The sequence below is a fragment of the Mesorhizobium sp. M6A.T.Ce.TU.016.01.1.1 genome (assembly GCF_003997065.1).
In the GTDB taxonomy this organism is placed as follows: Bacteria; Pseudomonadota; Alphaproteobacteria; order Rhizobiales; family Rhizobiaceae; genus Mesorhizobium; species Mesorhizobium mediterraneum.
The window spans coordinates 189,336-210,966 of the sequence record NZ_RZTJ01000008.1 but is presented as its reverse complement, the minus strand read 5'-3'; the positions used below and the strand labels follow the sequence as shown (position 1 = coordinate 210,966).

General features: G+C 62.9%; 24 protein-coding genes. 15 read left to right on the top strand and 9 right to left on the bottom strand.

The window, feature by feature from the left end; translation table 11 throughout:
• Positions 1 to 43: 43 nt before the first annotated feature.
• Positions 44 to 892, bottom strand: a complete 849-nt coding sequence (locus EOC94_RS17570) for an SDR family oxidoreductase (RefSeq protein WP_127292106.1) — start codon at positions 890 to 892, stop codon at positions 44 to 46.
• Between the two features lie 113 nt (positions 893 to 1,005).
• On the opposite strand from EOC94_RS17570, the gene EOC94_RS17565 reads away from it, so the two are divergent.
• A complete protein-coding gene (locus EOC94_RS17565) occupies positions 1,006 to 1,899 on the top strand; it encodes a LysR family transcriptional regulator (protein ID WP_127292104.1) in 894 nt (297 codons plus the stop codon).
• 36 nt (positions 1,900 to 1,935) lie between these two features.
• Here the strand turns inward: EOC94_RS17565 and EOC94_RS17560 are convergent, their stop codons facing one another.
• From EOC94_RS17560 to EOC94_RS17550, 3 genes are all read right to left on the bottom strand, one after another.
• On the bottom strand, positions 1,936 to 3,117 hold the full coding sequence (locus tag EOC94_RS17560; protein WP_127292101.1) for an MFS transporter: 1,182 nt from the start codon (positions 3,115 to 3,117) through the stop codon (positions 1,936 to 1,938).
• 135 nt (positions 3,118 to 3,252) lie between these two features.
• Positions 3,253 to 4,917 (bottom strand): Na/Pi cotransporter family protein, encoded by a 1,665-nt coding sequence (locus tag EOC94_RS17555; RefSeq protein WP_127292098.1) that lies wholly within the window; start codon positions 4,915 to 4,917, stop codon positions 3,253 to 3,255.
• Complete coding sequence (locus EOC94_RS17550) at positions 4,914 to 5,162, bottom strand: hypothetical protein (RefSeq protein ID WP_127292095.1); 249 nt, start codon at positions 5,160 to 5,162, stop codon at positions 4,914 to 4,916. The genes EOC94_RS17555 and EOC94_RS17550 overlap by 4 nt, the downstream gene beginning before the upstream one ends.
• A gap of 142 nt (positions 5,163 to 5,304) precedes the next feature.
• Here EOC94_RS17550 and EOC94_RS17545 point away from each other — a divergent pair, with 142 nt between their 5' ends.
• The 8 genes from EOC94_RS17545 (at position 5,305) to EOC94_RS17510 (ending at position 13,177) form a co-directional block, all read left to right on the top strand.
• Positions 5,305 to 5,676 (top strand): RcnB family protein, encoded by a 372-nt coding sequence (locus EOC94_RS17545; protein ID WP_126105360.1) that lies wholly within the window; start codon positions 5,305 to 5,307, stop codon positions 5,674 to 5,676.
• 159 nt (positions 5,677 to 5,835) lie between these two features.
• Complete coding sequence (gene dnaG / locus EOC94_RS17540; protein ID WP_127292092.1) at positions 5,836 to 7,806, top strand: DNA primase; 1,971 nt, start codon at positions 5,836 to 5,838, stop codon at positions 7,804 to 7,806.
• Positions 7,807 to 8,176: 370 nt separating this feature from the next.
• Complete coding sequence (rpoD, locus tag EOC94_RS17535) at positions 8,177 to 10,198, top strand: RNA polymerase sigma factor RpoD (RefSeq protein ID WP_095488943.1); 2,022 nt, start codon at positions 8,177 to 8,179, stop codon at positions 10,196 to 10,198.
• A gap of 209 nt (positions 10,199 to 10,407) precedes the next feature.
• A complete protein-coding gene (locus tag EOC94_RS17530; RefSeq protein ID WP_095488944.1) occupies positions 10,408 to 10,701 on the top strand; it encodes a GYD domain-containing protein in 294 nt (97 codons plus the stop codon).
• Positions 10,702 to 10,798: 97 nt separating this feature from the next.
• A complete protein-coding gene (locus tag EOC94_RS17525; protein ID WP_095488945.1) occupies positions 10,799 to 11,434 on the top strand; it encodes a sulfotransferase family 2 domain-containing protein in 636 nt (211 codons plus the stop codon).
• Positions 11,435 to 11,549: 115 nt separating this feature from the next.
• Positions 11,550 to 11,930 carry a DCC1-like thiol-disulfide oxidoreductase family protein gene (locus EOC94_RS17520; protein WP_185928263.1) on the top strand — a complete coding sequence of 127 codons (381 nt, stop codon included), beginning with the start codon at positions 11,550 to 11,552 and terminating at the stop codon, positions 11,928 to 11,930.
• A gap of 167 nt (positions 11,931 to 12,097) precedes the next feature.
• The gene (locus EOC94_RS17515) at positions 12,098 to 12,769 is read left to right on the top strand and encodes a PadR family transcriptional regulator (RefSeq protein ID WP_095488946.1); all 672 of its coding nucleotides are present in this window, start codon (positions 12,098 to 12,100) and stop codon (positions 12,767 to 12,769) included.
• 114 nt (positions 12,770 to 12,883) lie between these two features.
• On the top strand, positions 12,884 to 13,177 hold the full coding sequence (locus EOC94_RS17510; RefSeq protein WP_095488947.1) for an HlyU family transcriptional regulator: 294 nt from the start codon (positions 12,884 to 12,886) through the stop codon (positions 13,175 to 13,177).
• Between the two features lie 167 nt (positions 13,178 to 13,344).
• Here EOC94_RS17510 and EOC94_RS17505 read toward each other — a convergent pair whose 3' ends face one another.
• Positions 13,345 to 13,980 carry an FMN-dependent NADH-azoreductase gene (locus EOC94_RS17505; RefSeq protein ID WP_095488948.1) on the bottom strand — a complete coding sequence of 212 codons (636 nt, stop codon included), beginning with the start codon at positions 13,978 to 13,980 and terminating at the stop codon, positions 13,345 to 13,347.
• 110 nt (positions 13,981 to 14,090) lie between these two features.
• Here EOC94_RS17505 and EOC94_RS17500 point away from each other — a divergent pair, with 110 nt between their 5' ends.
• Entirely contained in the window at positions 14,091 to 15,038 is a 948-nt protein-coding gene (locus tag EOC94_RS17500) for a LysR family transcriptional regulator (RefSeq protein WP_095488949.1), read from the top strand.
• Here the strand turns inward: EOC94_RS17500 and EOC94_RS17495 are convergent.
• A complete protein-coding gene (locus EOC94_RS17495; protein WP_127292090.1) occupies positions 14,980 to 15,606 on the bottom strand; it encodes a TetR/AcrR family transcriptional regulator in 627 nt (208 codons plus the stop codon). The two genes, EOC94_RS17500 and EOC94_RS17495, sit on opposite strands and share 59 nt — an antisense overlap.
• A 66-nt stretch (positions 15,607 to 15,672) precedes the next feature.
• Here EOC94_RS17495 and EOC94_RS17490 point away from each other — a divergent pair, with 66 nt between their 5' ends.
• Both EOC94_RS17490 and EOC94_RS17485 read left to right on the top strand, forming a co-directional pair.
• The gene (locus EOC94_RS17490) at positions 15,673 to 16,095 is read left to right on the top strand and encodes a VOC family protein (protein WP_127292087.1); all 423 of its coding nucleotides are present in this window, start codon (positions 15,673 to 15,675) and stop codon (positions 16,093 to 16,095) included.
• Positions 16,096 to 16,208: 113 nt separating this feature from the next.
• Positions 16,209 to 17,120 (top strand): arginase family protein, encoded by a 912-nt coding sequence (locus EOC94_RS17485; protein ID WP_185928262.1) that lies wholly within the window; start codon positions 16,209 to 16,211, stop codon positions 17,118 to 17,120.
• A 120-nt stretch (positions 17,121 to 17,240) separates the two neighbouring features.
• Here the strand turns inward: EOC94_RS17485 and EOC94_RS17480 are convergent, their stop codons facing one another.
• Positions 17,241 to 18,188, bottom strand: coding sequence for a trypsin-like peptidase domain-containing protein (locus tag EOC94_RS17480; protein WP_126105365.1), 948 nt, complete (start codon positions 18,186 to 18,188; stop codon positions 17,241 to 17,243).
• A gap of 174 nt (positions 18,189 to 18,362) precedes the next feature.
• On the opposite strand from EOC94_RS17480, the gene EOC94_RS17475 reads away from it, so the two are divergent.
• Together EOC94_RS17475 and EOC94_RS17470 are read left to right on the top strand one after the other, a co-directional pair.
• Positions 18,363 to 19,235: a S1C family serine protease gene (locus EOC94_RS17475; RefSeq protein ID WP_126105366.1), complete on the top strand. Its 873-nt coding sequence runs from the start codon at positions 18,363 to 18,365 to the stop codon at positions 19,233 to 19,235.
• 8 nt (positions 19,236 to 19,243) lie between these two features.
• Positions 19,244 to 19,912 carry a response regulator transcription factor gene (locus EOC94_RS17470; RefSeq protein WP_127292085.1) on the top strand — a complete coding sequence of 223 codons (669 nt, stop codon included), beginning with the start codon at positions 19,244 to 19,246 and terminating at the stop codon, positions 19,910 to 19,912.
• 7 nt (positions 19,913 to 19,919) lie between these two features.
• Here the strand turns inward: EOC94_RS17470 and EOC94_RS17465 are convergent, their stop codons facing one another.
• Positions 19,920 to 20,309: a type II toxin-antitoxin system VapC family toxin gene (locus EOC94_RS17465; protein ID WP_095488954.1), complete on the bottom strand. Its 390-nt coding sequence runs from the start codon at positions 20,307 to 20,309 to the stop codon at positions 19,920 to 19,922.
• The gene (locus tag EOC94_RS17460; protein WP_127292082.1) at positions 20,306 to 20,572 is read right to left on the bottom strand and encodes a type II toxin-antitoxin system VapB family antitoxin; all 267 of its coding nucleotides are present in this window, start codon (positions 20,570 to 20,572) and stop codon (positions 20,306 to 20,308) included. Before EOC94_RS17460 ends, EOC94_RS17465 begins: the two co-directional genes overlap by 4 nt.
• A gap of 165 nt (positions 20,573 to 20,737) precedes the next feature.
• Between EOC94_RS17460 and EOC94_RS17455 the strand changes: the two genes are divergently transcribed.
• The gene (locus EOC94_RS17455; protein ID WP_126105369.1) at positions 20,738 to 21,604 is read left to right on the top strand and encodes an NAD(P)-dependent oxidoreductase; all 867 of its coding nucleotides are present in this window, start codon (positions 20,738 to 20,740) and stop codon (positions 21,602 to 21,604) included.
• The last annotated feature ends 27 nt before the right edge of the window (positions 21,605 to 21,631 follow it).

Here is a 21,631-nt window from a genome sequence, read left to right as displayed (position 1 = left end):
CCAACGCTGCCGCAGCGTTGGCAAGTCAACCTGACCTCATCCGTCAGCTGTCGAAATCCATCGACAATGCAATATCCCTCTGGGCTTCGAGTTCGGCGAGCCTGCCCTGGAGCGCGCTGCTGATCGAGGCATAGGCGGCGGCGCCGAACGTCAACCGCGGGGGAGCGAGGTTCTGTTCGACTGAGGCTACCATCGCTTCGACCATCTTCTGCGCATCGCCCTTTACCTCGAAGGAGCCTTCGGCAAAAGCCCCGCGCAGGTCACCGACCGGCGTATTCACATAGGCGCCCGTAGGCTTGGCACTAACCAAACCGGCCGCAAAGTTTGTCCGCGTCGGCCCGGGCTCGACGATCGTGAAGGCGATGCCAAACGGCGCAACCTCCTGCCGGACGGATTCGACAAAGCCTTCGATGCCCCATTTGGTGGCGTGATAGAGGCTGAAACCAGGATAAGCCATCTGTCCGCCTTCCGAGGAGATTTGCAGAATCCGGCCGCCGCCCTGTTTTCTTAGATGCGGGAGCACGGCGCGGATGAGCTGGATCGAGCCGATGAGGTTGGTATCGATCAGATGGCGGATCTGATCGTCGTCCAATTCTTCCGCCGCGCCAAACAGGCCATAGCCCGCATTGCTGACAATGACATCGATGCGGCCCAGATCGTGAAAAGCCTTGTCGATCGTCCGCCGCATTGCGCCGGTGTCGGTAACGTCAAGCGAGGCGATCCAAAGGCGATCGCCATAATCTGCCTTCAGGCCGGCAAGGGCGTCTGGCTTGCGCACGGTCGCGGCCACCCGGTCGCCGCGGGCCAGAAGCCTTTCCGTCAGCAGCCGCCCGAAGCCGGAGGAGGTACCGGTGATGAACCAGGTCCTGGTCGCGGGAGAAATCTTGGTCATGGGAGAAGTCCTTGTTCGCCAAACCGCGTGATCGCGGCTATCTCCACACAAGATATCCCTTCCAATTCATGGTACTATCCACCCAATCTCGCATGAGTTGATGAAGATTCCCCATGAGTGATGGATCCGGCCTTCGCGAACTGACCGCACTTGCGGCAATTGTCTCCCACCGCAGCTTCCGCAAGGCGGCGGACGATCTCGGCCTGTCGCCCTCGACGCTCAGCCACATGATGCGGGCTTTGGAGCGAGAGATGGGCGTGCGCCTGCTCAATCGCACCACGCGCAGCGTGGCACCGACAGAGGCCGGCGCACGGCTCGTCGCGCGCCTGCAGCCGCTGTTGCGGGACATAGACGCGGCCCTTGCGGAGGTGGACAACTTCCGCAGCCTCCCAGCAGGTACGCTGCGGATCAATTCCAGCGAGATCGCAGCCCGAATGCTGCTTAAATCCACGGTGCCGGCTTTTCTTGCGCGCTACCCACAGGTTTCGCTCGACCTCGTTACCGAGGGAAGGCTGATCGATATTGTAGCCGAAGGCTTCGACGCAGGCATCCGCCTTGGCGAGGCCGTGCCACAGGACATGGTTGCGGTACGCTTCGGTGGGGCGACGCGCTTCATTGCCGTCGCCTCGCCGAGCTATCTCGCCGCCCGCCAGGCCCCGAGAGTGCCTGATGACCTTAGGAATCACACCTGCATCCGGTTCCGTCTGCCGAGCGGCAAGCCCTATCGCTGGGAATTCGAGAAACATGGCCAGGAAATCTCCATTGATGTCCCGGGCGTGCTCACGCTCGACCATATGGACCTGATGGCTGAGGCAGCGGTCGGTGGTTTGGGTGTCGCTTATATCTCCGACAAATCTGCTCAATCTTACATCGAGCAGGGAGCGCTCGTCAGTTTGTTGGAGGATTGGTGTCCGGCGATTCCCGGCCTATTCCTCTACTATCCCGGTCATCGCCTCGTGCCGCCGGCCCTGCGCGCCTTCATCGATGTGCTGAAAGAGACGAACTGACGAGGCACGTCTGTCTTCTACGAGGCGTGGCGCCGTCTATTCGGCAGCGGCCGGTAGAGGTGGTGTCGCGCTGCTGCGCCACTCCTGGACATGCGAGGCAAACGCGACTGCCACGGCGACCAGCATGGCCATGGCTCCAACCACCGGCAGGCTGCGATAGCCATAACCGGCATTGAGCATGGCGGCGCCGAGCGAGGCGGCCAGCGCGATGCCTACATTGAAACCGGCCGGGATCAGCGATGAGGCGAGGTTGGAGGCGTCCGCCGTCCAGGTCAGGATACGGGTCTGGATCGGCGTGCCGATGGCAAAGCTGAGGCCGCCCCAGATAATGATCGCCACCACCATCGGCACCGGGTACGGGCTGACGGCGTAAATGACGGCAAGTGTCACCGCCTGCATGAAAAGCATGGTGATGAGCGACGGCATCAGTTTCCAGTCGGCGAGCCGCCCGCCAAGAAAGACGCCGATCGTGGCGCCGACCCCGTTGAGCAGGAGCACCCACGGCACCAGGTCTTCGTCGAGGCCGGTGATTTCAAGCAGCGTCGGCGTGATGTAGGTGAACAGGCCGAACTGGCCGATCATCAGCATCAGCATGAGGATCAGCGACGTCCAGACCTGCTGGCGTGCGAGCACGCGTACCTCGCTGCCAAAGCTGACGGACTGGCGCGACGAACCCGTCTTGCGCGGCAGCAGGGCGGTGATCGCTGCGATAGACACCACGCCAAGCGCGCACATCACCCAGAACGTCGCGCGCCACCCCCAGACATTGCCGATCGCCGTGCCGGCCGGAACGCCGATGACATTGGAGACGGTCAGGCCCGACAGGATGAGCGCAACGGCCATTCCACGCTGGTCCTGGCGGACCAGGCTGACCGCCACCACCATCGCGACGCCGAAATAGGCGCCGTGCGCCACGGCCACCGCAATCCGCAACAGCAACATGGAGGCGAAGTCGGGTGCAAGTGCGCAAGCGGCCTGGCCGATGGTGAAGGCTGCGGCAAGGCCAAGCAGCAAGGCCTTGCGGGAAATCGCCTTGGTGGCGAGCGTCAGCAGCGGTCCGCCGATCGCGATGCCGCCGGCGTAGCCCGAGACGAGGTAGCCGGCAGTCGGGATGGAAACGCCAAGGCCATCCGCAACCTGCGGCAGCACGCCGGCGATGACGAACTCGGTGGTGCCGAACGCGAATGCGGCGATGAACAGGGCGATGAGGGGAAGCATGGCGCGGGAAGGCGATCCTTGGATGGGATAGCCTCAAATCACGAACGAGAGCCGCGGGCAATCCAGAAATTGTCGACGCCGCTTTAGGTTTTCTTGATCCCACGACAAGGGGAGAAGGGAAAACAGCGTCAACGCCTATCCGGCCTTCAGCCGCGAGCCGGTGAGCAGGCCGCGTTCCTCGAGCACGGGATAGGCCATCGAGGCGAGCAGCGAGTTGATCTGCTTCAAGTCGCGGATGGTGTCGAGATGGATGGAACTGGTCTCGACGCTCTTGGCGGTGCCGTCGCGCAGCCGCACGAAATGGCTGGCGCTGGTCTCCTTCTCGCGGTCGCGCAGCCGGTCCTTTTCCAGCACCAGCTGGCGGGCGGTCTCGGGATCGCGCGAGACCAGCACGTTGAAGGCAAGCCGTGCGTTGGCTAGCACCGAAGCGTGGAAGGCGCTAAGCTCGCGCCAGCCCTCGGGCGTGAATTCCAGTCCGCGCTCGAGCTTCTTCCTGACATGCACCAGCATGTTGCGCACGATGATGTCGCCGACCTGTTCGAGCTTGACGCAGGCGCCGATCAACTCCTGGCAGCGCAGCGCCTCGTCCTCGCTCAACGGGTTCTTGGTGACCTTGGCCAGATAGAGCTTTATCGCTGCGTGCTTCTTGTCGACGCGGTCGTCGAGCGCGGCCAGCGCTTTGATCTTGTCGGCGTCGGCACTCTCATAGAGCTCGATGATGCGCTTCAACATGATCTCGACCGTCTCGCAGACCCGCACCACCTCACGGGTGGCGTTGGCCAGCGCTTGGCTTGGCACGTCCAGGGCGCTGTCGTTGAGCGCGGACAGTTCGACGACGTCAAGCGCGTCGGCCGGCGCCGGTTTGGTGCCGAGCGCCACGATCTTTTCCGAAGCGCGGTAGACGAGACCGGCCAGGGGCAGGCCGGCAACCAGGATCAGGATGTTGAAGAGGATATGCGCGTTGACGATCTGGTCGGGCACGGTGGCGCCGAGAAAGGCAACCGGCGGCTTCGACCACAGGAACAGGATCAGCATGGCCAGAGAGCCCATGCCGCGCATCAGGAGATTGCCGATCGGCACGACACGCACACCCGGTTCCGCGTTGCGGGTGAGCAGCGGCGCGATGATCGACGAGCCGAGATTGACGCCGAGCACCAGCACGATGCCGAGTTCGGGCGGGATGAAGCCGCGGCCGGCCAGCGTCACCATCAGCAGGACGGCGGCGATCGAGGAATGGAACAGCCAGGTGACCAGCGCCGCCAGGAGATAGGCGGTGACCGGGTCGCCGGAGAAGTAGTCGACGATAACCGGCATGAGCGTGCTCTGGCGCAGCGGCTCCGACGCCTGGCCGATCATCTCCAGCGACAATACCAAAAGCCCGATGCCGACCAGGATACGGCCGAACTGGCGCCAGTCGCGGCGCTCGGTGGCCATGAACATGACGGTGCCGGCGACAAGGCAGATCGGCACCAGCAGCGAAAGATCGAAGGTGAGCAGCTTGACCACCAGCGCCGAGCCGATCTCGGCGCCGCGCACGGCAAGCTGGCCCGACATGCCGCTGACGATGCCGGCGCCGGCGAAGGAGCCGACCAGCAAGGTGACGGCGGTGGAGCTTTGCAGCGCGATCGCCAGGCCGCAGCCGGCCAGAACCGCCATGAAAGGATTGCGCATGGTGGCGCGCAGCTTGTGGCGCAGCAGATCGCCATAGGCGCGCTCGACACCGGTCTTGACCAAGCGGGTGGCAAACAGCATCAGCGCCACCGCGCCGGCAAGATGCAGCAAAACGACAGAGCCGCTCATATCAGGCTCGCAATCCGACGCGCCAGCGATGCGGGCATCGTGATGGCAAAGGGGCAAAAGAGGGTGCGAATCAAGGACATTGCAAGGGTTGATACTACTCCGATTACTTTTAGCCGGATAATAAATTTTGCCCAGTTCGGGTGGCTGTTGGCGCGCGACAGGGCGTGTCGGAAATGGATGGATCGCAAAATGGTTGCATTGCCGGCCGGCTTGCGGACGGCCGCGTGGTCAAAAGCAATCGACACCTTCAGATCCAGTTTGAGCAGGGTGTTGAATTAGGTAGTCTAAATATAAGAAATCATTACGAAAACGTAATCTGAACGTTCAGTTCCGGTTCATTCTTCGGGCTCTATTCCTCAGGCATCGACAACCAAGGAGTACCCAGTCATGAAACGCATCGTTCTTTCCGCAGTCGCCCTCTCGATGCTGGCTGCCACGTCGCTGCAGGGCCAGGCAGCGCCGCTGAACACGCCGAATGCACCGCAGTCGACCTACAGCCAGGTTGACTGGCAGAAGCCCGGCAAGCATGTCGACGTGAAGAAGCGCGTCGTGGTGAAGAAGAAAGTCGTCGTAAAGAGGAACCATTGGCGCAACGGCCAGAAATATTCCAGCTGGAAGCGCCACCAGCCAATCCGCGACTACCGCCACTATGGCCTGCGTCGTCCGGGCCGTGGCCAGGAATGGATCCGCGTCGGCAACGACTATCTCTTGGTCAGCGTCGTCTCCGGCATCATCTTCGGCGCGATCGCTACGCACTGACTGCGGAACGGCTGACTGGCGCTGTGCCGGACACATGAAAAGAAGGCGGCCCGCAGAGGCCGCCTTCTTTGTGCCCTGTGAAAACCGGGTATGGTTCCGCATTAGGAGTCGTCGGGTTTCTCCGGCGTGATTATATGGAGGCCAAACGAGCCGTTCCCGATGCGCTTTCCACCTGCCTTCCTCGACGAGATACGCGACCGCGTGCCGATTTCATCGGTGATCGGCCAGCGCGTGGCGTGGGACAGGAAGAAGACCAACGCGCCGCGCGGCGACTATTGGGCGTGCTGTCCCTTCCATGGCGAGAAGAGCCCGTCCTTCCATTGCGAGGACAAGAAGGGCCGCTACCATTGCTTCGGCTGCTCGGTTTCGGGCGACCATTTCAAGTTCCTGACCGAACTCGACGGGATGAGCTTTCCCGAAGCGGTCGAGAAGATCGCCGACATGGCCGGCGTGCCGATGCCGGTTCGCGATGCCCAGGAGGAACGGCGCGAAAAGGAACGCGCCAGCCTGACCGATGTCATGGAGATGGCGACCGCCTTCTTCCAGGAGCGGTTGCAGGGCGCGGAAGGCGCAAAAGCCCGCGCCTATCTGCGCGACCGAGGGCTGACGCCGGCGACGCAGCAATCGTTCCGGCTCGGCTATGCGCCTGACAGCCGCAACGCGCTGAAGGAGCATCTTGCCGCCAAGGGCGTGCCCAAAGCCGACATCGAGGCATGCGGGCTGGTGCGCCATGGCGACGACGTTCCGGTTTCCTACGACTGGTTCCGCGACCGCATCATGTTCCCGATCCCGGATTCCAGAGGCAAGATAATCGCCTTTGGCGGGCGGGCGCTGGCAGCCGATGCGCTCGCCAAATACATGAATTCGCCCGACACCGAGCTCTTCCACAAGGGCAATGTGCTCTACAATTTCGCCCGTGCGCGCCAAGCGCTGGCAAAGGGGGCGCTGGCCAAGGGCGGCACGGTCATCGCCGTCGAAGGTTATATGGACGTGATCGCGTTGGCGCAGGCCGGTTTCGAAAATGTCGTGGCGCCGCTCGGCACCGCTTTGACCGAAAACCAGCTCGAGCTCCTGTGGCGCATGGCCGGCGAGCCGGTGCTGTGCTTCGACGGCGACCAGGCCGGACTGAAGGCGGCATGGCGCGCCGCCGATATGGCGCTGCCGGCGGTTCAGGCAGGCCGCTCGGTGCGCTTTGCTCTTCTACCCGAAGGCAAGGACCCCGACGATCTGGTCAAGGCCGATGGGCCGGACGCGTTTCGCGCGGTGCTTTCCGAGGCGCGGCCGCTCGCCGACCTTTTGTGGGTGCGCGAAACGGCCGGCGGCATCTTCGACACGCCGGAGCGGCGGGCGGAACTGGAAAAGACGCTGCGCGAACTGACCAGCCGCATCCGCGACGAGAGCTTGCGCTACCACTACCAACAGGAAATGCGCGAGCGGGTGCTAAGCTTTTTTGGTGCCCAGCGCGGGCGCCAAGAGCGTCGTCAAGATGGGCGTCAAGGTGGGCGGCCCGGCGAGCGCTTTCAGGGCAAGGGCTCAACTCCTGGCGGACAGTTCGCACGCGGCGGCGGTGGACGTACCGCGATCACCGAAAGCCTCGGCCGTTCGGCGCTAGTCAAGCGCAGCAGCGAGGGAATGTCGGTGCGCGAGGCGACGATCATTGCAGCTCTTGTCAATCATCCAGCACTGATCGACGAGAATTTCGCCCATGTCGAGTTCCTCGACCTCGCCAACACCGATCTGAAGCGATTGCACGCGGCCATTCTCGACGCGATGGCCCATGACATGGCCAACGACCGCAACGCGGTGATCGCGACGATCGAACGGGCCGGCTGCGGCGAAATCTGGACGCGCGCAGTGGCGCTGATCAAGCGGGCGCGGCAATGGCCGGCGCTGGAAACCGCCGGACTTGACGATGCCCGCGACGCCTTCAGCCAGGCCCTCCACTTGCAGCGCAGCGCGCGCACCTTACATAAGGAGCTGAAACAGGCGGAAGCGGCGCTCGCTAGCGATCCCACGGACGAAAACTACCGGCATCTAATCGAGATCCAGGCGCAATTTCGTGACGTGCAAGCAACGGAAGCGCTGATCGAAGGGTTCGGTGTGTCCTCGGGCAGGGCCGGGCGGGCGTAGGTCGAAGCTTACGAAAGAGTGAAAGTGCAGGACCGTGCTTGCGCGTCGAATCAGCCGCGGCGCTTTAAGTCGGTAATTGATTCGCTTTTTTCATGCGAATCATGCGAGAGGCGCTTGACCTTCTGGCAGAATGACGGAATCAGGACGATTCGAAACGTTAACCCGCGCCGGCGTCGACGGGAAGTGCAGCGATGTGAGGTACCGGTCACTGGACAGGCATTCGGCCTGCCACAGATACCAGGGTTAATCTGGACTTAACGAGAGATGCAGTTACTGGCCCGGGGAAGCGCGCTCAAGAGCGAGCGCATCTGATTTAACCGGTACGGCAGCTTACGCGGCTTGATACTTGGCCGCTTGGAGAAAATAAAGAATGGCGACAAAAGAAAAGGAAGAGGTCGAGACCGAACGCGAAGGCGCCACCGATGGCCCTCTGCTCGACCTTTCCGACGATGCTGTCAAGAAGATGATAAAGGCCGCCAAGAAGCGCGGCTATGTCACCATGGACGAACTGAATTCGGTGCTGCCCTCGGAGGAAGTGACCTCCGAGCAGATCGAGGACACGATGGCCATGCTCTCCGACATGGGCATCAACGTGGTCGAGGACGACGAGCAGGGCGAAGAGCCCGAAGCCGCCGATGCGGCTGCCGACGCCGAGGAAGACGCCAACGAGCTGGCCGAGCAGACCGGCACCGCCGTAGCCGCGACGACCACCAAGAAAGAGCCGACCGATCGCACCGACGATCCGGTTCGCATGTATCTGCGCGAGATGGGCTCGGTCGAGCTTCTGTCGCGCGAGGGCGAAATCGCGATCGCCAAGCGCATCGAGGCCGGCCGCGAGACGATGATCGCGGGCCTGTGCGAAAGCCCGCTGACGTTCCAGGCCATCATCATCTGGCGTGACGAGCTCAATGAATCGAAGATCCTGTTGCGCGAGATCATCGACCTCGAAGCGACCTATGCCGGGCCGGAGGCCAAGCAGGCGCCGGTGGTCGAGCGGATTGAGGAAGCCAAGACCGAGGAAAAGCCGCGCCGTTCACGCGAGGACGAGGACGACATCACCAATGTCGGCGCCGACACGCGCGGTCTGACTGATGACGACGAGGAAGACGAGGACGAGGCCAGCCTGTCGCTGGCGGCGATGGAAGCGGAACTGCGCCCGCAGGTGATGGAGACGCTCGACGTCATCGCCGACACCTATAAGAAGTTGCGTAAGCTGCAGGACCAGCAGGTCGAGAACCGGCTGGCCGCAGCCGGCACGCTGTCGCCCAGCCAGGACCGCCGGCTGAAGGAGCTGAAGGACCAGCTGATCAAGGCGGTGAAGTCGCTGTCCCTAAACACGGCGCGCATCGAGGCGCTGGTCGAGCAGCTCTACGACATCAACAAGCGCCTGGTGCAGAATGAAGGCAAGCTGTTGCGCCTGGCCGAAAGCTATGGCGTGCGCCGCGAGGAATTCCTGAAGGAGTATCAGGGCTCGGAGCTCGATCCGAACTGGACGCGCTCGATCGGCAATCTGACCTCGCGCGGCTGGAAGGAATTCACCAAGAACGAGAAGGACGCGATCCGCGATCTGCGCGCCGAGATCCAGAACCTCGCCACCGAAACGGCGATCTCGATCCTCGAGTTCCGCAAGATCGTCAACCAGGTGCAGAAGGGCGAGCGCGAAGCCGCGATCGCCAAGAAGGAAATGGTGGAGGCCAATCTGCGCCTCGTCATTTCCATCGCCAAGAAATACACCAATCGCGGCCTGCAGTTCCTCGATCTGATCCAGGAAGGCAATATCGGCCTGATGAAGGCGGTCGACAAATTCGAATACCGGCGCGGTTACAAGTTCTCGACCTACGCGACATGGTGGATCCGGCAAGCGATCACCCGTTCGATCGCCGACCAGGCGCGCACTATCCGCATTCCGGTGCACATGATCGAGACGATCAACAAGATCGTACGCACCTCGCGCCAGATGCTGCACGAGATCGGCCGCGAGCCGACGCCGGAGGAACTGGCGGAAAAGCTCGCCATGCCGCTGGAAAAAGTGCGCAAGGTGCTGAAGATCGCCAAGGAGCCGATCTCGCTCGAAACGCCGGTCGGCGACGAGGAGGATTCGCATCTCGGTGATTTCATCGAGGACAAGATGGCGATCCTGCCGATCGATGCGGCGATCCAGGCCAATCTGCGCGAAACGACGACGCGGGTGCTTGCTTCGCTCACCCCGCGCGAAGAGCGCGTGCTCAGAATGCGCTTCGGCATCGGCATGAACACCGACCACACGCTGGAAGAAGTCGGCCAGCAGTTCTCGGTGACCCGCGAGCGTATCCGCCAGATCGAAGCCAAGGCGCTGCGCAAGCTCAAGCACCCGAGCCGCTCGCGCAAGCTGCGGAGCTTCCTCGACAGCTGATGCCGGGGTACCGGATAAGCAATTTGAAGGGCGCTGCGGCGCCCTTTTTCGTTCGCGGCACAGAGATTGTCTCGCAGACGGTGCGGTTGTTCTTGCAGCACACCTGCTGTGGGAGGATAATCTCGTGTCGGATGCATTTTCTGGGCGACAAACCCGGATGCCCGCCCCGGCAGTGACGCCGTGCTCCGAGGCCCCGGAGGGAGGTGTGCATGACGAACTATATCGTGCTGATCAACTGGACGGAGCAGGGCGCCAAAAATGTGCGCGAGTCGCCGAAGCGGCTCGATGCCGCCAAGAAGCTGCTGGGAGACATGGGCGGCTCATTCAGGGCGTTTTATCTCACCATGGGCGAATGCGATATGGTGGCGATCGTCGAAGCGCCCGACGACGCGGTGCTCGCTCGTTTCTCGCTGATGCTGGCGTCAGGCGGTAACGTGAGGACGCGGACGCTCAAGGCTTTCCCGGAATTGGCCTATCGCGAGATCATCGCCTCGCTCGGGTGAGACGCTGCGCGGCTACAGACCCGCGCAAGGCCGAGTTCCTGATATCGGAAGGTCGGGCGCCGCTTGACGGCGCCCGATCCGCCGATCATGAGGAAGAATGCTGCTTTCGCTCGAAAAGAACTTCATTTTCATCCATATCCCGAAGACCGCCGGGACCTCGCTCACCCGTGCGCTAAGTCCGTGGAGCTTGAGACCGCAGCGAACGCAATGGCGTCGCCTGCTGTCACATCTTCCCGTGCGCGAAACGCCTCAAAATGCGTTCCTCAGGCAGCATGACAAAGCAAGCTGGGTGAAGCACAAGCTGCCGGCGGAGATCTATGATAGCGCCTACAAATTCGCCGTCGTGCGCAACCCTTTCGAACTTGCGGTCTCGACCTATTATTTCCGCCGCGACTATCTCTCCGGCCGGCGCTGGCACAGAGCCAGGGTCTTGGATTTCAAGGCTTTCCTGCGCTATCTCGAACGCAAGAACCGGCTTGTGCGGGTGGACCAGACGAGCTGGATTTCGGACAGGCACGGAAACCTCATCATCGACGAGATTTTGCGGTTTGAAACACTGGCCGAGCAATTTAATGCGCTGGTCGAACGACTCGATCTGCCGGGCGAGGTGAAGCTTCCCCGGTCAAACGTCAATACACCTTACGATTATCGCGCGGTCTACGATGACGAGGCGAAAAGCATCGTGCGACGGCTCTATTTCAGGGATTTCGAGCGCTTCGGCTACAAATTCTGACTTTTCAGACCGCAATTCGTCGGCAAGATGCCGCGTCGCGGCCAGGCTGGTCCGGACGTTGCGGGGCGAGGACATTTCCCGGATAGTCAGCGCAGCCCTTCAGGTCGCTAAACACATGCCCAAGCCTCTGCTGACCATCTGGTACAACACCCGTTGTCCGGTTTGCGATGCCGGCATCGTCAGGCAGAAGCGGCGGCTGGTCGAGGCGATCAAGGCCGGGCGGATAGCGTTTCGCGACATCAATGCCGAGCCGTCGGCGCTGGCCGGATACGGCGTGTCGCTGGAGGACATCCGCCGCCGGCTGCATGCAACCGATGCGGACGGCAAACTGCTGGTCGGCGCCGACGTCGCAATTGCCGTCTGGCTGGCAACACCGGGCGAGGGCTGGCTGGCGGCGCTGTTCGGCAACCGCGTCGCGCTGCCGTTGACGCGCTATGCCTATGATCGCTTCGCCGATCTTCTCTATGCCTGGAACCGGCGCAAGGGTCGCTGGTAGCCGGCACAGACATCCTTCATCGAAAGGCCGGAACTGACTCCGGGCCGCAAATGCGCGCCTTCAATCCTGCGGCGCGGAATTAAGTTACATCGTAAGATATATCTTGATTCAATCGTCTCACACGCCTAATTAAGATATATCGTAAGACATAACTCAAGGAGCAGACAATGCACAGACATCATCATTTCGGGGAGCGCGCCGAGCGCGTTTTCATGCATATGGCCGGCAAGTTCGGCGGCCGTGGCGGCGGCTTCGGCCCATTTGGCCACGGCATGAGGGGCGGCGGCCGCGGCGGGCCGGGCGACATGTTCCGCGCCGGACGCATGCTGGCCGACGGCGATCTCAAACTGATCACGCTGTCGCTGCTGGCCGAGGCTCCGCGCCACGGCTACGACATCATCAAGGCGCTGGAGGAGCGCACCAGCGGCGTCTACAGCCCGAGCCCGGGGGTGGTCTATCCGACGCTGACGTTCCTGGAAGAGGCCGGCTATGCCGTCTCGTCGGCGGAAGGCAACAAGAAGGTGTTTTCGATTACCGAGGCAGGGCAGGCGCATCTCAACGACAATCGCGAGATGATCGACCATGTGCTCGACCATCTCGAGCGTTTCGGCCGCAAGATGGCAAAGGCGCGCGACTGGTTCGGCTGGAACGACGATGGCGAGGATGGCGGACGGCGCGGCCGAGGCCGTTCGGAAAAGCGCGACGAATTCCGCGCAGTGCGCCACCGGCTGCGCGCAGCCCTCGGTGACATCGTCGATGCGCCGGCTGAAAAACAGGCCGAGGCGATCAGAATATTGGAAGGGGCCGCCGAAGCCCTGGAAGCGCTGTCACGCGACTGATCTCTGGTAGGCCGGGCCGGATGCGGCCCCTTGCCCGTTTGCCTAAGGACCGCTAGTGAAAATCATCCTGCACCACGCTATGTGATGCAGGATGATTGCGTTGGAGGATACCCCATGTCTTTTCTGAAGCGTCTTTTTGGCGGTGGCGGCAGTGACGTGGGCGAGCCAAAAAGCGCTGCACCGGCAAAGCAGATCGAGCACAAGGGATTTCTGATCAGCGCCACGCCCTACAAGGCGGAGGGCCAATACCAGACCTGCGGGGTGGTTTCGAAGGAAATCGACGGTGTGATGAAGGAGCACAAATTCATCCGCGCCGACCGTTTTGCCGGGCTCGACGACGCTGTCGACATCTCGATCAAGAAGGGCATCCAGCTCGTCGACGAGCAGGGCGAGAAGATGTTCGGTTAGCCTGGCAAATGGCGATGTCGCGCGACTTCGGAGCGACGTCAGAAAAGCCTTGTCGCTGCCCTTGAGCTGTAGGATCTGCCGACGCCTCGTCGGGCATCAGGCGGATGGCAAAAAGGCAGGCGCCGGGCGCCTGCCTTTTTCAATTCTGGTTAGCAGTTGCTCGCGCTCTACGCGGCAGTGGCGACCGCTCCGGTCGAGGCCACCAAGGCATCCACCTTGGCGGATGCCTTGGCCAGAGCGGCCGTGATGGCCTCGGGACCCATGCTGACGCCTTCGATGCGGATGACGTCGACGTCGGTTATGCCGATGAAGCCAAGCACGCTACGCAGGTAAGGGATGGCGTGGTCCAACTGCACGGCGGCGCCTTCCGAATAGATGCCGCCCGAGGCAAGGACAATGTAGACCTTCTTGCCGGTGACGAGCCCCTTCGGGCCATCCTCGCCATAAGCGAAAGTCTTGCCGGAGCGGGCGACGTGATCCACCCAGGATTTCAGGGTCGACGAGATGCCGAAATTGATGAAACCGGTGGCCAGGATGATGGTGTCGGCCGCAAACAGCTCATCCAGCACGGCGTCGGAAACGCCGACGACTTCGGCCTGGCGCTGGGTGCGGGCTTCGACGGGCGTAAAGATGCCGGTCGAATAGTCCGGATCGATATGCGGCAGCGGGTTGGCGACAAGGTCGCGCACGGCCAGCTTGGCCGAGGGATCGGCGGCGAGCAGCTTTTCTGCAAGTTCAGTGGCGATGCGGGTGGAATGTGAGGCAGTGCCGCGCGGGCTCGACGTGACAAGAAGGATGGACATAGCGGGCTCTCCAGGATTGGAATGATTTGTCCCGCCAGATATGGGTCCATCGACCCATTTGAAAAACTGGTATATTTTCTATATAATCCATCTACAATCTGGATAAGGCAATGCAACCCAATCCGACGCTCGACCAACTCCAGATCCTTGTGGCCGTCGCCGATACCGGCAGCTTCTCCGCCGCCGGCCGCAAGCTCAACCGCGCGCAATCGGTCATCAGCTACGCCATCGCCAATCTGGAGGCGCAGCTTGGGCTGAAGCTCTTCGAGCGCGAGGGCACGCGCGAACCGCAGCTGACCGATGTCGGCCGGGCGACGCTGGAAGATGCGCGGCGCATGGTCGGCATGCTGCAGCGCATCCGCTCGCGTGTCGACGGCCATAAGCAAGGGCTGGAGGCGGAAGTCAGTATGTCGGTCGACGTGACGCTGCCATTGCCGGTACTGGTTCGGGTGCTGAAGGCATTCGAGGCGCAGTTTCCGACCGTGATGTTGCGCCTGCATATAGGCTCGCTCGGCCTGATCCTTGACCATGTCGTGGGCGGACAGGCCGATCTCGGCGTTGGCGGCATTTTGGGCGAAGCCGACGTCAACCTTTTGCGGATCGGCTTCACCACTTTGGTGCCCGCTGCCGCGCCCAGCCACCCCTTGGCGCTGCTTCCACGGCCGGTGCCGCTCGAGGAGGTGCGCGAACATATCCAGCTTGTCGTCAGCGACCAGTCGGAGCGCACGCGGGGGCGCGACTACGGCGTCTTTGCCTACCGCACCTGGCGGCTGACCGATGTGCGCACCAAGCATGCGCTGATGCGCGAAGGGTTGGGTTGGGGCGGGCTGCCGCGCTGGCTGATCGCCGACGATCTGGCAAGCGGTCGGTTGGTCGAACTCGACCTAGAGCCCTACAGTGAGGTGCGGGCAGCGCTCTATGCCATGCATCGCGCCGACCGCAATCCGAAACCGGCGGCGGCTTGGCTGATCTACGAGTTCAAGCGCCAGCTTGGCTGCTTCAACGAGCTTGAGCCGGGCCAGCTGCCTGAGGAAGAGCTGGAGACAGTCCGTCGATAAGGGCGACAAGCACCTCGCGATAGGGGCCGGTTTCGGCGCCTGCTTCGACCGCAAGAGCAGCACGGTCGAAGGCGGCGGCGAGTAGCGCGGTCAACGCTTCCACCGGCAACCTCACCATGGTCTGCGCGCGCATTGCCGCCACAAGGCCCTCGCGAAGCGAGCGGTTGCCGTGGCGGTTGTCGATTTCGTCCATTGCGGCGCGGCCGAGCACGGCCGGTCCGTCGAGCAGCAGCAGCCGGGTGCGGCCAGGTGCGCGCATGGCGGCAAGGTAGGCATCCGAACCAGCGATCAGCGCATCGCGGGCAAACAGCGAGGGTGGTGAGGCGCGCTCGATCTCTTGCGCCACAGCAGCCGCCTCCTGCTCGACCACCGCGGCAAACAGCGCCTGCTTGTCGGCAAAGTGATGATAGAGAGCGCCGCGCGTGACGCCGGCCGCAGCCACGATCTCCGGCGTGCCGGTCTCTGCATAGGACTTTTCGATGAACAGCTTTCGCGCCGCGGCGATCAGGTCGGCGCGCGTCGCTTCGGTGCGATCGCGGTTGGAGCGGCGCGCGGATTCCTGTTGCATACATGCAGCCTGTATGTTAATTCAACTTACATGCAGACTGTATGTTATTTGACGGGAGAAGGAAAGATGAAGACGACGAGCTATTATCCAGTGCTGATGACGGGCGACGTTGCCGGCACGAAAGCCTTCTATATCAAGCACTTCAGCTTCAAGCCGCTGTTCGAGAGCGACTGGTACGTGCATCTGCAATCCGCCGAGGATCGCCGCGTCAATCTCGGCATCGTCCAGGGCGATCACCAAACGATCCCGGAAGAAGGGCGCGGCCGTGCCTCCGGCCTGCTGATCAATTTCGAAGTCAGAGACCCGGATGCAGTCTACGAGCGGATCCTTGCTGCCGGCCTGCCGATCCTGCGAACGCTCCGCGACGAACCCTTCGGCCAGCGCCATTTTATCACCAGAGATCCCAATGGCGTGCTGATCGACGTGATCAAGCCGATCCCGCCGAGCGCGGAGTTTCTGGAGCAGTTTGTTGAAGGGGCGGCGGGCTAAGCGGGATAGCTGCTGGCAGGAACTGTCTGTAGATGTGACGTGAAGGCTTCAGCCGCGTGGCCGGTCATGTCTTTGCGGTCTATGCTGAGGCTCGTCAGCCTTGGACCTATTCCATGCGTGAAATCTGCCTTGTCCGCGCACCCTCAAACCTTGGCCTCCGCCCACTGCTGCCAGGCCATATACCGGGGACGTGGCGTGCGCCGCAGGCGTTGACCGAAGCTGGCTTGATCGAGACGCTTTCGCCCCTCAAAGTGGTTGATCTTGATCGGCCCGCCTATAGCACGGAGCCGCAGCCGGGCACCCGGCTGCGCAACGGCAACGCGATACGCAGCTTCAATCTCGGCCTCGCCGACGTTGTTGCCGGCGCGCTGGGACGAGGCGAGTTCCCGCTGGTCGTCGGCGGCGACTGCGCGGTCCTGCTCGGCGCACTGGCTGCTGCACGGCGATCCGGTCCGCTGGCATTGGTTCATGTCGACGGCCACAGCGATTTCCGCCATCCGGGTAACTACGACATCAACGCTTCGCTCGGCTCGGCCGCCGGCATGGACCTTGCGCTTGCCACCGGACGTGGCGAGCCGCTGCTGACCGACTGGCCTGATATCGCAAGCCCGCTTGTTGCGGACGAACATGTGATTCAGATCGGCGAACGCGAGAACCGCAACCCCGACTTCGCCTGGCCGGACATCAATTCGGCCGCGATGACGCTGATCGACGTCTTTGCCGTGCGAGAGCTTGGCGCGGCAAAGGTTCTGGAAAAGACCTGGACCACGCTGGCGCGAAGCGGCTGGCCCTATTGGCTGCATTTTGACGTCGATGCGCTCGATCAGACAGTGATGCCGGCGGTGGATTCACCAGGCAGCCCCGGCATCGATCCCGACGATCTCGTCGCCATCCTCGCGGCGCTGGTAGCGAATCCGCGCTGCACCGGAATGGATATGACCATTTTCGATCCGGACCTCGATCCGACCGGCGAACTGGCCGTGCTGCTGGTTTCGCTGCTCGGCCGGATCTTTGCACCGCGATAGAGCGACGTGCGTCCACTTGGACGCACAAACCACTTGGACGCACAAACCACGCTCTAACACATTGAATCTGCGCATCGTGCTTTCCGGAAATCGATTTCGATTTTCGGGCCGACGCGGTAGTCAGTTTCGCGCCACCGGCATCACCGTGACCTGAGTGATGCCGGAGCGGCGCACCACCGTGCACAGCGTTTCGCGGCCGATGCGCTCGGCATCGAGGATGCGCACCAGATCGTCAACGCCGGTGACCGGGCGGCCGTCGATGGCGGCGATGATGTCGCCTTCCCTGAGGCCGGCCTTGGCCGCCGGGCTGTTCGCCTCGACGCTGCGCAGGCGCACGGCCGTGCTGCTCGACACTTGCGACAGAAGGGCGGCGCGGCGCGGCAGGTTTGTCGTATCTGCCGAGACACCGATGAAGGCGCGGCGCACGCGGCCGAAGCGGATGATCTCCGAAATGACGAAATTGGCGGTGTTGGAGGCAACCGCGAAGGCGATGCCTTGCGCGCCATGGATCATGGCGGTGTTGACGCCGATGACCTCGCCCGCCGACGACACCAGCGGTCCGCCTGAGTTGCCGGGGTTGAGTGCTGCGTCGGTCTGGATGACGTCGTCGATCAGCCGGCCGGTGGAGGCACGCATCGAGCGGCCGAGCGCCGAGACGACGCCTGATGTGACGGTCCATTCGAAGCCGAGCGGGTTGCCGATGGCAATGGCGATCTGGCCGCGCCGCAGGCGCTTGGAATCGCCGAGCGGCGCGATGTCGGCAAAGCTGCCGTCGGCACGCACCAGCGCGATGTCGGTATCGGGGTCGCGGCCGAGAACACGGCCTTCCCTGGATGCACCGTCCGGCATGGTGACGCGGACGGTGCGGGCATCGCCGACCACGTGGAAGTTGGTGACGACCAGCCCGTCGGGCGTGATAACGAAGCCGGAGCCTTGGCCGCCGGCACCACCGATGCGTTCGATACGGCAGACGGCGGGGCCGATGCGGTCCACAGCATCGGCAACCGTTGCCGAATAATCATCGAGCAGCGCATCGTCGAATTGCAATTGCTGGGCGGGGAGGGACATGGCAGGGCTCCGTGTCTTTAGAGCAAGATGAAGGATGCCTATATGTGCGGAGCGGCCGGATCGGTCGCGACCTGACCAGATGGCCAGTCCAACACCCAACTAGCCGTCAGGCGAGTACCGGCGAATGCGCTGCCAAGCGATATCTGGGGGATGAAAAAAACCCAGGAGACCATCATGAGCGACTTCAATCTGAGCGCATTTTCCGACGCCATCGCCGATATCGCCGCCGCAGCGGCGCCGGTGACGGCGAGCTTCGCCACGCATCAGCATCGCACGGCGACCGCCTTCCATTGGCGCGACGGCTATTTTGTCACCGCCGAGGAAGCGGTGGAGGCCGGCGAAGAGATCGAGCTGACGCTTTTTTCGGGCGACAAGGTGAAGGTTGAGCTGGTCGGCCGCGATCCGTCCACTGGCACCACACTTCTGAAGCCGACCGGCGCGCCGGACGTGCCGCCGTTGGCCAAGGCAGGCTCGGTGCGGCCGGGTAATCTGGCCATCGCGGTCGGCAATAGCGACGGTGCGACGCTCGCCGCATTCGGCACGGTCGGTGAGGTCGGTCCGGCCTGGCGCTCAATGCGCGGCGGCACGATCGACCGGCGCATCAATCTGGCCGTCAATGCCGGCGGCCGTTTCGAGGGCGGCCCGGTGCTCGACGCCAAGGGCGCACTGATCGGCATGCTCCTGTTCGGGCCGCGCCGGCGGGCGTTGGTCATGCCTTACGAGACGATCGAACGGGCAGTTGCGACGCTGCGCGAGAAGGGCCATGTCGCGCGCGGCTATCTCGGCGCCGGCCTGCACCCGATCCGCAGCGGCGACTCGCATGGCGCCATGGTGATGAGCCTCGACGACAATGGCCCGGCAAAAGCCGCCGGCCTGCATCTCGGCGACATCATCGTGTCGTGGAACGGCGAGGCGGTGCATGGTCCGCGCGAGCTGATCCGCAGGCTCGGGCCGGACAGCGCCGGCGCGTCGGTGACGCTCGGCGTGGTGCGCGGCGGCGAACAGCGCGATGTCGTGCTGACCATCGGCGAAAAGCCGCTGAGCTGAGAGGATCGATGGCTGTTGAGGCGATCATAAGGGACAGGACCGCGGATGGCGTGGTGGCGGAGCGGCGGCTAACCGTGCTGATCGCGCTTGGCGATGCGGCGCATGCCGAGCACCTGTCTTCCGCGCTCGCCGCGAGCGGGGATCTGCTGCCTGTCACGGCCGGCAGCAGCGATGGCGGCGAGCGAGCGGACGTCGCTGTCGTCGACGAGCGGAACCTGCAAGGCCTGGCCATCGATCCCGCCATACCTCGGGTGCTGCTGTCCCGCCAGACCGGCCACGAGCCGCCAGACGACAATCTTTTCGCCGTCCTGCCGCCGGCGGCTGACGACCTGTTGGTTGCCGCTGCCGTCCGGCTTGCCGCTGCGGGTTACAGGATTTCAGGCGGCGGCCGCCGCGTGCCTGGCCGGCATGATGATGATTTCGCCTTCCATGACGGCGACCCGTTGGACGAAGAGCCGGTCGACGATGGAGCCGCCAGGCCGGCGCTTTCTCCGCGCGAGAGCGAAGTGCTGGCACTGCTGGCCGAGGGCGCGCCCAACAAGGTGATCGCGCGGCGCTTGAATATCTCCGTGCATACGGCGAAGTTCCACGTCGCGGCGATCCTGATCAAGCTCGGTGCAGCCAACCGCACCGACGCGATCGCCATCGCCATGCGGCAAGGCTTGGTGCTGGTGTGACGATGGACTACACAGCCGGTTCGATATCCGTCAGCCGGAAATCGTCGCCTTTGAACAGCAACGGCATGGCTTCGAGGCGAGCCGTGGCATAGGAGATGCAGTCGCCGAAGTTGAGAGCGGCCGGATGCCGGCCCTTGCCATAGCGCAGAAAGGCCTGACGGGCGACGGCTGCGTGGTCGGCGGTGAAGGCGATCGTCTCGATCGAGGCCACGCGCAGGAAGGAGTCGAGGCGATCAAGAATTTCATCCTGCCAGCCGCCGGCGAGAACCATCGTCGTTTCAAGAAACGTTGGTGCGGCCAACAGCCGCCTTTTGGCCTGTGCGATGGCCAGCACGAAACGCTCGTGATCAGGCTCCGCGCGCAGAACGGCGACAAGGGCCGAGGAATCGATGATCATTTCGTCGGGATCCCGAACTCGTCGTAACCGAGGACTTCGTCGTCGGTCATTGCATTTTCTCGTTTGGGGATTTTTCCCGCACTGTCGGAAATCGCCATCAATCGCTGAAAAAGGTCGTCGGCCTCGTCGCGCGGCACAAGCCGCTCGCGCGCAAGTTCGCGCTCGAGGCTTTGGCGGATCGCTTCCGTCACCGACACGCGACGGCGGCGGGCAAGTTCCCGCGCCAATTGCTCGACTTCCGTGTTCTTGATCGACAGGGCCATTCTATATTCCACCTCTTTTTACAGAATATATACTCTCCGCTGTTGAGTCCATGGATTCGTCGCGCCTCCGCAGCGTCACCATCCCTCGATGCTCCCCGCTCTTGTATCCTGCGACGGCGCGGGCAAGGATCGCTACCAACAGATTTGCAAGGGAGGCGGAAGGATATGTCACTCAAGGGAAAGACGCTGTTCATCTCCGGCGGGTCGCGCGGCATCGGGCTGGCGATCGCGCTGCGCGCTGCGCGCGACGGCGCCAATGTAACGATCGCGGCCAAGACCGCCGAACCGCACCCGAAGCTGCCGGGCACCATCTATACGGCGGCGCAAGAGATCGAGCAGGCCGGTGGCAAGGCGCTGCCGGCATTATGCGACATACGCGAGGAGGAGCAGGTGGCCGAGGCGGTCGCCCGGACCGTCGAAAAATTCGGCGGCATCGACATCTGCATTAACAATGCCAGCGCCATCCAGCTTACCGGCACGCTGGAAACCGACATGAAGCGCTACGATCTGATGCACCAGATCAACACGCGCGGCACGTTTCTGGTTTCCAAAATGTGCATTCCGCACCTGAAGTTGGCTGCCAATCCTCACATCTTGAATCTGGCGCCGCCGCTCGACGTGAAGGCCAAATGGTTCAAGAACCATGTCGCCTATACGATGGCCAAATTCGGCATGTCCATGTGCACGCTGGGCATGAGCGCGGAGTTCGCTCGGGACGGCATCGCCGTCAATTCGCTGTGGCCGATCTCGACGATCGATACGGCAGCGGTGCGCAATCTCCTGGGCGGGGCGACGGTGGCAGCGATGAGCCGTTCGCCCGACATCATGGCCGATGCCGCGCATGCGATCCTGCTTAGGCCGTCGCGCGAGGCGACCGGCAATTTCTACATCGACGAGGAGGTGCTGCGCGCCGAAGGCGTCAGCGATTTTTCGATCTATGCGCCTGATGCGACAGGTCCGCTCGCCGGTGACTTCTTCGTGCCCGACGAGGTGTTTGCCAATTCGGAAACCAACATCAAAAGTATCTACTGACGGGCACCGGGCGCCGCTCTCACTCCT

What these genes read in the sequence shown, in the direction of transcription:
- EOC94_RS17510 (WP_095488947.1), top strand. Translation starts at nt 12,884, where the DNA reads ATGTCTTTTCTGAAGCGTCTTTTTGGCGGTGGCGGCAGTGACGTGGGC.
- EOC94_RS17485 (WP_185928262.1), top strand. Translation starts at nt 16,209, where the DNA reads ATGCGTGAAATCTGCCTTGTCCGCGCACCCTCAAACCTTGGCCTCCGC.
- EOC94_RS17490 (WP_127292087.1), top strand. Translation starts at nt 15,673, where the DNA reads ATGAAGACGACGAGCTATTATCCAGTGCTGATGACGGGCGACGTTGCC.
- EOC94_RS17545 (WP_126105360.1), top strand. Translation starts at nt 5,305, where the DNA reads ATGAAACGCATCGTTCTTTCCGCAGTCGCCCTCTCGATGCTGGCTGCC.
- EOC94_RS17495 (WP_127292090.1), bottom strand. Translation starts at nt 15,606, where the DNA reads ATGCAACAGGAATCCGCGCGCCGCTCCAACCGCGATCGCACCGAAGCG.
- EOC94_RS17480 (WP_126105365.1), bottom strand. Translation starts at nt 18,188, where the DNA reads ATGTCCCTCCCCGCCCAGCAATTGCAATTCGACGATGCGCTGCTCGAT.
- EOC94_RS17565 (WP_127292104.1), top strand. Translation starts at nt 1,006, where the DNA reads ATGAGTGATGGATCCGGCCTTCGCGAACTGACCGCACTTGCGGCAATT.
- EOC94_RS17515 (WP_095488946.1), top strand. Translation starts at nt 12,098, where the DNA reads ATGCACAGACATCATCATTTCGGGGAGCGCGCCGAGCGCGTTTTCATG.
- EOC94_RS17570 (WP_127292106.1), bottom strand. Translation starts at nt 892, where the DNA reads ATGACCAAGATTTCTCCCGCGACCAGGACCTGGTTCATCACCGGTACC.
- EOC94_RS17500 (WP_095488949.1), top strand. Translation starts at nt 14,091, where the DNA reads ATGCAACCCAATCCGACGCTCGACCAACTCCAGATCCTTGTGGCCGTC.
- EOC94_RS17560 (WP_127292101.1), bottom strand. Translation starts at nt 3,117, where the DNA reads ATGCTTCCCCTCATCGCCCTGTTCATCGCCGCATTCGCGTTCGGCACC.
- EOC94_RS17555 (WP_127292098.1), bottom strand. Translation starts at nt 4,917, where the DNA reads ATGAGCGGCTCTGTCGTTTTGCTGCATCTTGCCGGCGCGGTGGCGCTG.
- EOC94_RS17455 (WP_126105369.1), top strand. Translation starts at nt 20,738, where the DNA reads ATGTCACTCAAGGGAAAGACGCTGTTCATCTCCGGCGGGTCGCGCGGC.
- EOC94_RS17530 (WP_095488944.1), top strand. Translation starts at nt 10,408, where the DNA reads ATGACGAACTATATCGTGCTGATCAACTGGACGGAGCAGGGCGCCAAA.
- rpoD (WP_095488943.1), top strand. Translation starts at nt 8,177, where the DNA reads ATGGCGACAAAAGAAAAGGAAGAGGTCGAGACCGAACGCGAAGGCGCC.
- EOC94_RS17465 (WP_095488954.1), bottom strand. Translation starts at nt 20,309, where the DNA reads ATGATCATCGATTCCTCGGCCCTTGTCGCCGTTCTGCGCGCGGAGCCT.
- EOC94_RS17520 (WP_185928263.1), top strand. Translation starts at nt 11,550, where the DNA reads ATGCCCAAGCCTCTGCTGACCATCTGGTACAACACCCGTTGTCCGGTT.
- EOC94_RS17505 (WP_095488948.1), bottom strand. Translation starts at nt 13,980, where the DNA reads ATGTCCATCCTTCTTGTCACGTCGAGCCCGCGCGGCACTGCCTCACAT.
- EOC94_RS17525 (WP_095488945.1), top strand. Translation starts at nt 10,799, where the DNA reads ATGCTGCTTTCGCTCGAAAAGAACTTCATTTTCATCCATATCCCGAAG.
- dnaG (WP_127292092.1), top strand. Translation starts at nt 5,836, where the DNA reads ATGCGCTTTCCACCTGCCTTCCTCGACGAGATACGCGACCGCGTGCCG.
- EOC94_RS17470 (WP_127292085.1), top strand. Translation starts at nt 19,244, where the DNA reads ATGGCTGTTGAGGCGATCATAAGGGACAGGACCGCGGATGGCGTGGTG.
- EOC94_RS17460 (WP_127292082.1), bottom strand. Translation starts at nt 20,572, where the DNA reads ATGGCCCTGTCGATCAAGAACACGGAAGTCGAGCAATTGGCGCGGGAA.
- EOC94_RS17475 (WP_126105366.1), top strand. Translation starts at nt 18,363, where the DNA reads ATGAGCGACTTCAATCTGAGCGCATTTTCCGACGCCATCGCCGATATC.